Origin of the sequence: Pseudomonas sp. NPDC089554 (genome assembly GCF_050280645.1) — a bacterium.
Classification (GTDB): domain Bacteria; phylum Pseudomonadota; class Gammaproteobacteria; order Pseudomonadales; family Pseudomonadaceae; genus Aquipseudomonas.
Genome location: NZ_JBNNVR010000057.1, coordinates 1 through 12,847 on the forward strand (window position 1 = coordinate 1; position 12,847 = coordinate 12,847).

Sequence of the window (12,847 nt, forward strand, 5' to 3'; positions counted from 1 at the left end):
GAATGCGAAAGCCCGCGAACTTGCCGGAGTAGGGGGTCAAGGTGGTCAGCTCGACCCGCTTGAAGCTGGTGGCGATGTCCAGGCTGGCCATGGGGTCGAAGGGGTTCAGCGCACCCTTGATGGTGACCGGTGCATAGCGGTCTACCTTGCCCTTGACGTCGACCTTGGCGGGTAGCGGCTTGCGGTTGTCGAGGGTGCCGATCTGGCCGTTGAGCTGCTGGACGGCGGTGGCGAAGTTCGGGGTCAGGGTCAGGTCGGCGAAGTTGGCCGAGCCGTCGTTGATGTCGATCTGGCCGATGCGGATACCCAGCGGCTTCTGAGCGCTCGCGCTGGCGGCCTTGGCCTGGCCGCTGGCCGGTGCCTCGGCGGGTTGCGGGATCAGCAGGTCATCGACATTGGTGGTGCGGTCTTCGTTGATGATGAAGCGTGCATAGGGCTGTTGCAGGGTGACCTTGTCGATCGACAGGGCATCGCCATGCACGTAGGACAGCCCATCGACGTTCACCTGCTGCCATTTGACGAAGTCGCGGTCCTTGATGGTATCGAGGGTATGCAGCTGGTTGACCTGGGCCTTGCCGCCAATGCTGAAGGCCAGCGGCTCGGTGCTCTTGAGGTCGACGTTGAGGTCGCTGGAAAGCATGCCGCTGCGCAGCTCCAGGCGAATGAACGGGCTGATGTAGGCCTGTGCCACGCGCAGGTCGATGTCGCGGGTGCTGATGTCCAGCTTGGCGGTGACCGGGGCCAGGTTGACCTGCCCCGCGGCCTGTAGCTTGCCTTGGCGGCCTACCCCGGTGTCCAGTTTGAGGGTGAAGGGCGACTGGTTGAGGCTGTCGAAGTTCTGCAGGTCGAGGTTGAGCGGGCCGACGTCCAGCGCCACCGGCTCTTTCTGGCTGCGGTCGGCGAGGTGGATCATGTAGTTGCGCGCTTGTACGTCCTTGAGCAGTACCTGCCAGGGCTTGCTGGGCTCTTTGGCGGCCTGCTCCTCGGCGCTTGGTTCAGCGGCAGCGGGGGCGTTTTTCTCTTTCGTTGTTGCCTTGGCGGGCTGGCTGGCGAACAGTTTCTGCCAGTCGAGCTGGCCGTCGCTTTCCAGGGCCGCCCAGGTTTCCAGCTTCTCGCTGCGCACTTTGCCCACGGTGACCAATTGCTTGGCCAGGTCGATGGAGGTTTCGCTGACTTCCAGGCTGGCCAGGCGCGCCAACGGGCGGCCATCCGGCGCTTTGATGGCGAAGGGCGCGACACGCAGCGAGGTGTTCTCCAGGCGCAGCTCGGTTTGCTTGGAGAGGTTCAGCGTGTAGTGGGTATCGAGGCTCAATATGCCGTCTTCCAGTACCAGCGGCACGGCGTCGCGTACGTAGGGCCACCACAGCTTCATCTTGGCGTCGGTGACCTTCAGGGTGCCTTGGGAGGCGATCGGCGCCAGGCTCAAGGTACCGCTCCAGTCGATTCGCCCGCCTTCCGGGCCGTTGGCCACCAGGGTCATGTCGGCGTTGTCGTCCGGCAGCGTACTGAGGTTCTTCAGCTCCAGGTTCATCGCGTCGTAGAGGAACTCGATCGGCTCACTGGGGCGCAGGTCCTGGAAGTGCAGGTAGCCGTCGCTGAGCTTGATGCTGGCAATGCGCAGTGGGAAGGGGTCGCTGGGCGGCTCTTCAGGCTTGGGCTCGCTGGGCGGCAGCTTGAACAGCTGGGTGAGGTTGAGGCTGCCGTCCTTGGCGAACAGCAGCTCGGTGCGAGGCTTGTCGAGCTCGACGGCATCCAGGTGCAGGGCGCCGCTCCACAGGCTGTCCAGCGACAGGTTGGCGTATAGACGTTCGAAGCCGACCTGCTCCTTGCCCGGTTCGCCGATCTGCAGGCCCCAGACAGTGAGCTCCAGGCTGAAGGGGTTGAGTTCGATGCGTTGCACCTGTGCGGGCACGGTCGCGTACTGCGCCAGTTGCTGGTTGGCGATACGCAGGGCGACGCCAGGAAGAATGAAGAAGCCAATCAGGCTGTACAGGGCCACGATGGCCAGCAAGGCGCCGAGGGCGCGCGTCAATCCTTTGGGCATTTGTGGCGTCGTCTGTCTGGAGCAGGGGTGTTTGGAGTATGGCACGTTAAATCGGTTCCGAAGCACCGCGCGTTTTCACCTCAATCCAGGTCCATCCGCCGCTTCGCCCGCTGTGACGAACCATTGCGCATGGCCCAGCGCAGCACCGGGGCGGCACCTTCCACCCCAAGGCGTACTGCGCCTCGCTGCAGGGTGCCCATGTGCAGGTCGAGCATGTCGGCGGCCCAGGTCGGCAACAGGTCGATGCCGGCGTTCAGCATCAGTTTTCCGACCGGTTCTGCCAAGCGGCTGGGGGCTGGGGCGTCGAGGAGGATGCTTACTACCTCCAGGCTACGGGCGTCACATTGCAGTTGTGGGCGCATGCGTCGCAGGTAGTCCTGCACCTGGCGGCAGGAGCGGGGAACGTCACGCGCGCCAAGGCGTTCGGCGATCAGGGCGATCTCGTCGTAGTAGCGGTCCTGGTCGGCGCGGCTCATGTAGGGGTTGCGATAGCGCAGGTGGGCAGCGAGGAAACTGCTGACTTCGGCCACATGCACCCAGGTCAGCAGGTCGGGGTCGCTGGCGGCATAGGGGCGGCCATCCGGCGCGGTGCCGACGACTTTCAGGTGGATGGTGCGGACTTTTTCGATCAGCCGTTCGGCATTCTCTGTCGAGCCGAAGGTGGTGCCGGAGATGAACTGGCTGGTGCGGCGCAGGCGGCCGAGCAGGTCATGGCGGAAGTTGGAGTGGTCCCACACCCCGGCCAGGGCGAGGGGGTGCAACACTTGCAGCATCAGCGCGCTGATACCGCCGATCAGCATGCTAGTGAAATCGCCGTGGACCCGCCAGCTCACGCTACCGGGGCCGAACAGGCCAGGGTCGCCCTTGGGCGATTCCAGGTCGAGTGTGCCGAGCGACAGCCCGGTAAGGCTCATGACCTGGTTTTCGATGCGACGGCGTAAGGTTTCCATGGCGGCCTATATGGGCCGCCACGGCGACCGTCTAGAAGTTGAGGCTCAAGGGCCCCGCCTTGGTGGCGGCGAAAGCGGCCCCTTGGACATGATAAACCGTCGGCTCCTGGGAAAAATACGTTTCCAGGTGGGCCATGAAGGTTTGGTGGTCGTCACTGGCCTCGAAACGTGGGGCGTGGTCCTCGAGCGATTGCCACTGCACGATCAGGTTGAACTGCTCGGGGGTTTCCACCCCTTGAGCGAGTACATGGCTGATGTGCCCCTTGGCTCGGCTGAGCAAGGGTGCGACCTCGGCGAAGGCTTGCTTGAACGTGTCGATACGCTCCTTGTGAACGGGCAACACGGCAATTTCGTAGATCATGGCAATCCTCGAGTTCAACAGTGAAGCTGGCTGTTAGCCTTGGGTGGTTTCGGACTCAGGCACGACCGCGATGGCGATTTTCCCGCGCAGGCCATTGTTCGGGGTCTGCAGGAGGGTATGGGCTGCGGCGAGGTCGGCCAGCGAGTACACGGCGCCGACGTGCGGACGCAGTTGGCCACGTTCGACCAGCGCGCTCAGCTCATCGAGCTTGCCGCGGTTCTGGCGGGTGAAGACGAAGTGGTAGCTGGCGTTCTTGCCCCAGGCCTGGATCAAGTTCTGTGGCTGGGCGATGTCGACGATCGACACCACGCGGCCCAGTTGTGCCAGGGCGTCCGGGCTGCGGGTCAGGGCGTCGCCGCCGATGGTGTCGAAGATCACGTCGACGCCATGACCGTTGGTTTCACGCAGGATGGCCTCGACGTAGTCTTCTTTCTCGTAGTCGATGGTCACATCGGCGCCCAACTGGCGCACGAACTCGGCATTCTCTTCACGCACGGTGGTGAACACCTTGGCGCCCATGGCCTTGGCCACCTGGATCGCGACGTGGCCGACACCGCCTGCACCGCCGTGGATCAGGATGCTCTCACCGACGCGCAGTGCCGCACGTCCAACCAGCGCTTCCCAGGCGGTACCGCCTACCAGCGTCAGGGTTGCCGCTTCCAGGTGAGTGAGGTTTTTTGGCTTCTTCGCGACGATGCTCTCGGCGGCGACGTGGTATTCGGCGTAGCTGCCTGGGCCGTCGAAGATTTGCGGGGTGTACCAGACTTCATCGCCAGGTACGAAGACGGTCACACCTTCGCCGACGGCTTCGACCACGCCGGATACGTCGTGGCCAGTGATGGCGGGGAGGGGTACGTAGTCGACGTAGTCACCGCGGCGTACCTGGTAGTCCAGCGGGTTGATCGAGGTGGCATATACCCGTACCAGCACTTGCCCGGCCTGCGGGGTTGGCTTGGGGACGTCGCGGTACTGGAACACTTCAGGGGCGCCAAAGGCTTCAAGAATCATCGCTTTCATGGTGTGACCTCATTTCGTCAAAAAGGAATATCGAGAAATATCGATTTTATGTGATGTAGAAAAACGCCGGTTCATTTCTGGAGGCAAGCCTCCATTTTGTTTCGGTAAAAAGGGATATCGAGAAATTTCGATATCAAGGTGCAAGCAGAAAACCTACAGTTCTCTGCCGATCAACTCCGCAAGCGCCGTGATGGCCGCTTCGTTGCGTTTGTAGTAGGTCCACTGGCCGATCCTTCGAACCTCGATCAAGCCTGCGCGTTGCAGGGTTGCCAGGTAGTCGGAGACGGTCGACTGCGAAAGCCCTACGCCTTCCTGGATGCTGCTGACGCAAACCCCTACGACCATCACGTCACCTTCGTCCTGGGGAGGAAAGTGTTTCGCCGGGTCTTTAAGGCCTTTGAGGATCTCTAGCCGGGTACGGTTCGAGAGCGCCTTGAATATGTCTAGTAGTTCCATGGGGTGAATAATATCGAGATTTACCGATATGTCAATGCGCTTTTTTAAAAGAACAGGACGACCGGTAAAAGTCGCCCTGAATTGCCTTACTGATTGAGGCGTTTGTCGATCAGCCCTTGCACCACGCTGGGGTCGGCGAGGGTCGAGGTGTCGCCCAGGTTGTCCAGCTCGTTGCAGGCGATTTTGCGCAAGATGCGCCGCATGATCTTGCCCGAGCGGGTCTTGGGCAGTGCCGGCGCCCACTGGATCAGTTCCGGCTTGGCGAAACTGCCGATTTCCTTGCTCACCAGGGCCAGCAGCTCGGCCTTGAGCGCATCGTCCGGCGTCACCCCGTTCATGGTCGTGACGAAGGCGTACACCCCCTGGCCCTTGAGGTCGTGCGGATAGCCGACCACGGCGGCCTCGGCAACGCTGTCGTGCAGCACCAGCGCGCTTTCCACTTCGGCGGTGCCGATGCGGTGGCCGGAGACGTTGATCACGTCATCGATACGCCCGGTGATCCAGTAGTCGCCATCGGCATCGCGGCGCGCGCCGTCGCCGGTGAAGTAGTAGCCAGGCATGGGTTTGAAGTAGGTGTCGACCATGCGTTGATGGTCGCCATACACGCTGCGGATCTGCCCCGGCCAGCTCGCCTTGATTGCCAGCAGCCCAGCCCCTGGGCCTTCGATCAGCTTGCCTTTTTCATCCAGCAGCACCGGTTGTACACCGAACATCGGTTGTGTGGCGCAGCCGGGCTTGAGGCGCGGGGTGCCGGGCAGGGGGGTGAGCATGATGCCGCCGGTTTCGGTCTGCCACCAGGTGTCGACGATGGGGCAGCGCTTTTGCCCCACTTCCTCGAAGTACCATTCCCAGGCCTCGGGGTTGATCGGCTCGCCGACGCTGCCGAGCAGGCGCAGGCTCTGGCGCGAGGTACCCTGCAACGGGCCGGAGCCTTCGCGCATCAAGGCGCGCAGGGCGGTGGGGGCGGTGTAGAAGATGTTTACCTTGTGCTTGTCCACCACCTGCCAGAAGCGCGAGCTGTCCGGGTAATTGGGCACGCCTTCGAACATCACCGAGATCGCGCCATTGGCCAGCGGGCCGTAGAGGATGTAGCTGTGGCCGGTGACCCAGCCGACGTCGGCGGTGCACCAGAACACCTCACCATCGCGGTAGTCGAACACCGTCTTGAACGTCAGCGTGGCCTGCAACAGGTAGCCGGCGGTGGTGTGCAGCACGCCCTTGGGTTTGCCGGTGCTGCCGGAGGTGTAGAGGATGAACAGCGGGTCTTCGGCACCCATCGGCTCTGGCGGGCAGTCGTCGGCAGCCTGGTCGGTAGCCTCGTGGTACCAGAGGTCACGGTCTTCGCTCCAGGCCACCTCGGCGCCGGTGCGCTTGACCACGAACACGCTCGAGACGTTCGGGCAACTGGCCAGGGCCTTGTCGACGTTCTGCTTGAGCGGGATGCGCTTGCCGCCGCGTACGCCTTCATCGGCGGTTATCACGGTGCGGCAGTCGGCGTCGAGGATGCGGTCGCGCAGGGCATCGGGCGAGAAGCCGCCGAACACCACCGAATGGATCGCGCCGATACGTGTACAGGCCAGCATGGCGTAGGCGGCTTCGGGGATCATCGGCATGTAGATGCACACCCGGTCGCCTTTTCTCACGCCGCGCGCTTTCAAGGCATTGGCCAGGCGGCAGACCTGGCGATGCAGTTCGCGGTAGCTGATGGCCTTGGAGTCGTTGGGGTCGTCGCCCTCCCATAGCAGCGCGGTCTGCTCGCCACGCTTGGCCAGGTGACGGTCGATGCAGTTGTAGCTGACGTTCAACTGGCCGCCGTCGAACCAGCGCGCCTTGCCGGTCTTCAGCTCGCATTGCTGCACGCTGGACCAGGGCTTGACCCAGTCCAGGCGCTTGGCCTGCTCGGCCCAGAAGACATCGGGGTCGTCCACCGACTGGCGGTACAGGCGGCGGTATTCGTCGTCGGAAAGGGCGGCGCCTTGGCTGACGGCCAGGGCTTGGGGGTAGTTCTTGATATCGAACATGGCGGGTTGTCCTGCTCTTGTAGGGGCATTGGACTGCACGCGGGCCTGGCACGCAGGCGGGAAACGTGCAACGGCTATTCGATAGGACAGTGTAGCGGTTGATGCTGTTCAGATTGGAAAGGTAACGCGGTGATTGCTTCGCGGGTAAACCCGCTCCCACAGGTTCTGCGCCGCTCTGACGCGCAGTGAAGAGCCTGTGGGAGCGGGTTTACCCGCGAATGGACCTCAAGTCAGCCGCGATGGCGGCCGCGGAAGTAGTTGATCAGGCCCTGGGTAGAGCCATCTTCGGCGCTGTCTTCCAGGCTGCCCACCAAGCGCTGGTAAACGCCCTTGCCCAATTCCTTGCCCAGTTCCACGCCCCACTGGTCGAAGGCGTTGATGCCCCACACCACGCTTTGCACGAACACCTTGTGTTCGTACATCGCCACCAGCGCGCCAAGGCGACGCGGGCTGATGCGCTCGACCACCAGGGTGTTGCTCGGGCGGTTGCCGGGGATGACCTTGTGCGGCGCCAGCTTCTCGATATCCGACTCGCTCGCGCCCTTGGCACGCAGCTCGGTCTCGGCTTCCTCGCGGGTCTTGCCGAGCATCAGCGCCTGGCTCTGCGACAGGCAGTTGGCGTACAGCCACTGGTGGTGGTCGGCCACCGGGTTGAAGCTGACCACCGGCACGATGAAGTCCGCCGGAATCAGCTGGGTGCCCTGGTGCAGCAACTGGTGGTAGGCATGTTGGCCGTTGCAGCCCACGCCGCCCCAGATCACCGGGCCGGTATCGGTTTTCACCGGGGTGCCGTCGGTCAGCACGCTCTTGCCGTTGGACTCCATGTCCAGCTGTTGCAGGTGTTTGGTGATGTTACGCAGGTAGTGGTCGTACGGCAGGATCGCGTGGGCTTGCGCCCCCCAGAAGTTGCCGTACCACACGCCGAGCAGGGCCAGCAGCACCGGCATGTTCTTCTCGAACGGCGCTGTCTGGAAGTGCTGGTCCATGGTGTAGGCGCCCGACAGCAGCTCCTTGAAGTTGGCGGTGCCGATGGCCAGGGCGATCGGCAGGCCGATGGCCGACCACAGCGAGTAACGCCCACCTACCCAGTCCCACATCGGGAAAATGTTCTCTTCGCGGATACCGAAGGCCACGGCGGCGGCCTTGTTGCTCGACACCGCGATGAAGTGGCGGTACAGCTCGGCCTCCGAGCCGCCCTGGGCCAGGTACCAGGTACGGGCGGCCATGGCGTTCTTCAGGGTTTCCAGGGTGTTGAAGGATTTCGACGAGACGATGAACAGGGTCGTTTCGGCGCGCAGCTTGGCCGACAGCTCGTGGAACTCGCTGCCGTCGATGTTCGCCAGGTAGTGGCAGCGCACGCCCCGCTGGGCATAAGGCAGCAGCGCCTCGGAGACCAGCTCGGGGCCAAGGAACGAGCCGCCGATGCCGATGTTCACCACGTCGGTGATCGGCTTTTCGCTGTAGCCACGCCACAGGCCGTCATGGATGCGACCGACCAGTTCGGTGATCTGGTTGAGCACTTTGTGTACTTCAGGCATCACGTTGACGCCATTGACGTTCAGCTTGTCGCCGACCGGGCGACGCAACGCGGTGTGCAGCACCGGGCGGCCTTCGGAGGCGTTGATGATCTCGCCGCTGAACATCGACCCGATGGCCTCGGCCAGGCCGACTTCGTTGGCCAGCCCCACCAGCAAGTCACGGGTTTGTTCGTTGATCAGGTTCTTCGAGTAGTCGAGGAACAGGCCACAGCTGCTGAGGGAAAACTGTTCGAAACGCTTGGCGTCGGCGGCGAAGGCTTCGCGCATGCTGAAGCCCTGCATGGCGTCGCGGTGTTGCACAAGCGCCTGCCAGGCGGGCAGCGCCGTCACATCGTGGGGAGTACGGTAATACGCCATTGCGGGTGGTTCCTTGGGGCATGTCAGGCTGTGACACTGGCAAGCACTGCCAGTTGCAGAATTTTGCATTATAGGCATTGGCTGTGCGGCGGGAATGGGGGTGGGGGAGGCGGGCGGAAATATTTATGAAAGGACGCTGTCGGCCTCATCGCGGACGTGCTCCGCGATGAGGCCGATGTGATCAGGCAGCCGGTTGGTCCAGGTGCAGGTAGAGGTTGTCGATCAACCGCGTGCTGCCCAGGTACGCGGCGCCGAGAATTACCAGGTCACGGTCGTCCACCTGCGCCGGGCGCAGGTTCACGGCGTGGCGCACGTCCAGGTAGTCAGCACGGAACCCGGCGTCCACCAGTTGCGCCTGGCCCTCGGCGAGCAGCGCTGCGTAGTCGCGGCGGCCACGGCGCAGCGCCTCGGCCAGTTGGCTCAACACGCGATACAGCACCGGTGCCGTAGCACGCTGCTCGGCGCTCAGGTAGCCGTTGCGCGAGGACAGCGCCAGGCCGTCCTCGGCGCGCACTGTGGGCTCACCGATAATCTGGATCGGCATGTTCAGGTCGCGCACCATGGCGCGGATCACCGCCAACTGCTGGTAGTCCTTCTCGCCGAACACGGCAAGGTCGGGCTGGACCATGTTGAACAGCTTGCTGACCACGGTCGCCACGCCCTCGAAATGCCCAGGGCGGCTGGCGCCGCACAGGCCTTCGGAGAGTTGCGGCACGGCGACGCGGGTTTGCACGCTCATGCCATCGGGGTACATCTCGTCGACTGTGGGGGCGAACAACAGGTGGCAACCGGCCTCCAGGAGCTTTTCCTGGTCCGCCGCGAGGGTGCGCGGGTATTTGTCCAAGTCTTCGCCCGCGCCGAACTGCAGTGGGTTGACGAAGATGCTGGCGACCACGAAGTCGGCGCGCTGGGCGGCCTTGACCACCAGCGCGGCGTGGCCGCTGTGCAGGTTACCCATGGTCGGCACGAAGCCGATGCGTTTGCCCTCGCCGCGTGCGCGCGCCACGGCGGCGCGCAGTTCGAGCACGGTCTTGACGGTATTCATGCGCTGAACCCGTGTTCGCTGGCCGGGAAGCTGACGTCCTTGACCGCCTTCACATAGGCGCCCAGGGCGCTTGGCACATCCGGCTGCCCTTCCATGAAGTTCTTCACGAACTTCGGCATGCGGCCGCTCAACGACAGGCCGAGCATGTCGTGCAGCACCAGTACCTGACCATCGGTAGCACTACCGGCGCCGATACCGATTACCGGAATACCCACTGCCTGGGTGATTTCCGCCGCCAGCTCGCTGGGCACGCATTCGAGCAGCAGCATGGCCGCGCCGGCCTGCTCCAGGGCGATGGCATCGGCACGCATCTGCCGCGCCTGGGCTTCCTGGCGGCCCTGTACTTTGTAGCCACCGAGCACGTTGACGGTCTGCGGCGTCAGGCCCATGTGCGCGCACACCGGCACGCCACGGTCGGCCAGCAGGCGAATGGTCTCGGCCAGCCAGGCTGCGCCTTCGACCTTGACCATGTGGGCGCCGGCACGCATCAGCGTGGCGCAGTTGTCGAAGGCTTGCTCGAGGGTGGCATGGGCCATGAACGGCAGGTCGGCCAGGATCAACGCACCCTGGTTGCCGCGTTTCACGCAGGCGGTGTGGTAGGCCATGTCGGCGGTGGTGACAGGCAGGGTGCTGTCGTGGCCCTGCAGGACCATTCCCAGGGAATCCCCCACCAGCAGCACTTCTACGCCGGCCTCGCTGGCGACCTTGGCGAAGGTCGCGTCATAGCAGGTCAGCATGGTGATTTTCTCGCCCTTGGCCTTGAGGCTATTCAGGGTGGTCAGGGTTACTTCAGGCATGTAGCAAGATCCTCGTTCAGGCGCTGTGAAAAACGGCTGCGTACAACGCGTGTATTCATCTTCCGGAGCGCCACATCATCGAGCGTGATGTTCGGGTCGCAGGGCTTTCCGGGCCTAAATGGGTGTGAAGCGGCATACAGGCGCCGCGGGAGGCCTATAGTCGTGAGCGAGGGGGGGGAAGTCAATGACCCTGTTACCGCATTGTTACTAACAGGGTGTTACTGGCGTTACCCTTGGCTGGAACGCCCGGTTTACAAGCGTTCCAGGCCGACGAACGGGCACGCTTCGAGCAATTGCGCAAGGCTGCGGCCATCGGCCAGGTGGAAGCCTTGCGGCACCAGTTCGGCCAGCGGGTAAAGAACGAAGGGGCGAGCGTGCATGTGGTAGTGCGGCACCTTCAGGCGTGGCACGTCGATCACCTGGTCGCCGAACAGCAGCAGGTCGAGGTCGAGCGTGCGTGGGCCCCAGCGCTCCTTGCGCTCGCGGCCCTGGTCGTTCTCGATCGCTTGCAGCGCGTCGAGCAGCGCCAGTGGCGCAAGGCCGGTATCCAGCGCTGCCACGGCGTTGGTGTAGCGTGGCTGGCCGGGCAGCAGCGAGTCGCTGGTGTAGAAGGCCGAGGCGGCGGCCAGTTGTGTCTGCTCGACGTTGCCCAGGGCCTCGAGTGCACTGCGCAGCTGTTCGGCCGGGGCATCCAGGTTGCTGCCCAGGCCGATGTAGGCGCGTACCGTCATGCTCAGTCCCAGGCCTCGTCACCGCCGGACTTGCGCTTGCTGGGGCTGCGTTTGCGCTTGCGCGGGGCGCTGCTGGCGCCTTCGTCACGGCTGCCCAGTTCGCGGATCATGTCGCGACGTTCGCTGTCATGGGCGTCCTGGTAGTCGGTCCACCATTGGCCGAGGTCATCGGTTTCCTCGCCAGCGCTCTCACGCAGCAGCAGGAAGTCGTAGCCGGCGCGGAAGCGTGGGTTGTCCAGCAACTGGTCGGCGCGCTTGCCGCTGCGCCGTGGCAGGCGCTCCTGCATGTCCCAGATCTCGCGAATCGGCAGGGTGAAGCGCTTGGGAATGGCAATGCGCTGGCACTGCTCGGCGATCAAGTCGTGGGCCGCTTCGTTCATCGCGGGAATCGGCGGCACGCCCTGGCTTTGCAGGTACAGCGCGCGCGACGGCAGGGCTGGCCAGAGCAGGGCGGCGAACAGGAAGGCCGGGGTGACCGGCTTGCCTTGCTTGACGCGCAGGTCGGTGTTGGCCAGCGCCTGGCTGATCAGCGTATGGGTATAGGTCGGGCGCTCTTCCAGGGCCTGGCTGCTGGCCGGGAACAGCGGCTCGAACAGGTTCAGGTCCACCAGCATCTCGAAGGCCATTGCGCCTTGGCCGGAGAGGAACAGCTTGAGGCTTTCCTCGAACAGCCGCGCTGGGGGAATTTCCCGCAACAGCTTGGCCAGTTCGCGAATCGGCTGCACGGTGTGCTTCTCGATGCCGAAGTCCAGCTTGGCGGCGAAACGCACGGCCCGCAGCATGCGCACCGGGTCTTCCTGGTAGCGGTGGGTCGGGTCGCCGATCAGGCGCAACAGGCGGTTGCGGATGTCGTGCACGCCATTGGCATAGTCGAGGATGCGCTCGCTAACCGGGTCGTAGTACAGGGCGTTGATGGTGAAGTCGCGGCGCTGGGCATCGTCCTCGAGGGTGCCGTACACGTTGTCGCGCAGGATACGCCCGGCGGCGTTGTGCGACGAACGGTGAGCGTCACCTTGGTCCTCTTCGGAATGGTGGGCCCGGAACGTGGCGACCTCGATGATCTCGCGACCAAAGTGGATATGCACCAGCTTGAACCTGCGCCCGATAATGCGGGCGTTGCGGAATTCCGCACGTACCTGCTCGGGGGTGGCGCTGGTGGCGACGTCGAAGTCCTTGGGAGTGATACCCAGCAGCAGATCGCGCACGCAGCCGCCGACCAGGTAGGCCTGGTAGCCAGCGCCCTGCAAACGCTCGACGATGCTCACGGCGTGACGGCTGAACTGGCTGCGCTGCAGCGAGTGCTGGCTCTTGTTGATCACTTCAGGCGTGGTACGCCGGTGATGCTGAGCATGGACGGGTGGACGGAAAGACTGGAACAGCTTCTTCAGCATGGGATGCACTGTTTGAAGGAATGTTCGGCCAAGAATAGGAGAATGGCCGCATGATGGCGCGGGATTCTAGCATTTACTCTCGGGATGGTGTAGGCGGCGGGGTGATACAGGAGGGAGAAACGACATGGGGAGCCTAAGC

General features: G+C 63.8%; 11 protein-coding genes. All 11 read right to left on the bottom strand.

Going from position 1 to position 12,847, the window contains the following annotated elements; genetic code table 11:
• Window positions 1-2,044 (bottom strand): DUF748 domain-containing protein (locus ACQKPE_RS16890; protein ID WP_427667596.1); only part of this gene is annotated, 2,044 nt, incomplete at its 3' end.
• An 80-nt stretch (window positions 2,045-2,124) separates the two neighbouring features.
• Window positions 2,125-2,994 (bottom strand): oxygenase MpaB family protein, encoded by an 870-nt coding sequence (locus ACQKPE_RS16895; protein WP_427667598.1) that lies wholly within the window; start codon window positions 2,992-2,994, stop codon window positions 2,125-2,127.
• A gap of 31 nt (window positions 2,995-3,025) precedes the next feature.
• Window positions 3,026-3,355: an antibiotic biosynthesis monooxygenase family protein gene (locus tag ACQKPE_RS16900; protein ID WP_427667600.1), complete on the bottom strand. Its 330-nt coding sequence runs from the start codon at window positions 3,353-3,355 to the stop codon at window positions 3,026-3,028.
• A 33-nt stretch (window positions 3,356-3,388) separates the two neighbouring features.
• Window positions 3,389-4,372, bottom strand: coding sequence for a zinc-dependent alcohol dehydrogenase family protein (locus ACQKPE_RS16905; RefSeq protein ID WP_427667601.1), 984 nt, complete (start codon window positions 4,370-4,372; stop codon window positions 3,389-3,391).
• Window positions 4,373-4,525: 153 nt separating this feature from the next.
• A complete protein-coding gene (locus tag ACQKPE_RS16910) occupies window positions 4,526-4,828 on the bottom strand; it encodes an ArsR/SmtB family transcription factor (RefSeq protein WP_427667603.1) in 303 nt (100 codons plus the stop codon).
• Between the two features lie 86 nt (window positions 4,829-4,914).
• Window positions 4,915-6,849 carry an acetate--CoA ligase gene (gene acs / locus ACQKPE_RS16915; RefSeq protein WP_427667604.1) on the bottom strand — a complete coding sequence of 645 codons (1,935 nt, stop codon included), beginning with the start codon at window positions 6,847-6,849 and terminating at the stop codon, window positions 4,915-4,917.
• Window positions 6,850-7,079: 230 nt separating this feature from the next.
• On the bottom strand, window positions 7,080-8,744 hold the full coding sequence (gene pgi / locus ACQKPE_RS16920; protein WP_427667606.1) for a glucose-6-phosphate isomerase: 1,665 nt from the start codon (window positions 8,742-8,744) through the stop codon (window positions 7,080-7,082).
• A gap of 181 nt (window positions 8,745-8,925) precedes the next feature.
• Entirely contained in the window at window positions 8,926-9,789 is an 864-nt protein-coding gene (gene panC / locus ACQKPE_RS16925; RefSeq protein WP_427667608.1) for a pantoate--beta-alanine ligase, read from the bottom strand.
• Window positions 9,786-10,586: a 3-methyl-2-oxobutanoate hydroxymethyltransferase gene (gene panB, locus ACQKPE_RS16930; RefSeq protein ID WP_427667610.1), complete on the bottom strand. Its 801-nt coding sequence runs from the start codon at window positions 10,584-10,586 to the stop codon at window positions 9,786-9,788. Before panB ends, panC begins: the two co-directional genes overlap by 4 nt.
• Window positions 10,587-10,837: 251 nt before the next feature.
• Entirely contained in the window at window positions 10,838-11,317 is a 480-nt protein-coding gene (folK, locus tag ACQKPE_RS16935; protein WP_427667611.1) for a 2-amino-4-hydroxy-6-hydroxymethyldihydropteridine diphosphokinase, read from the bottom strand.
• Between the two features lie 2 nt (window positions 11,318-11,319).
• Window positions 11,320-12,708: a polynucleotide adenylyltransferase PcnB gene (locus ACQKPE_RS16940; RefSeq protein WP_427667613.1), complete on the bottom strand. Its 1,389-nt coding sequence runs from the start codon at window positions 12,706-12,708 to the stop codon at window positions 11,320-11,322.
• Window positions 12,709-12,847: the final 139 nt, after the last annotated feature.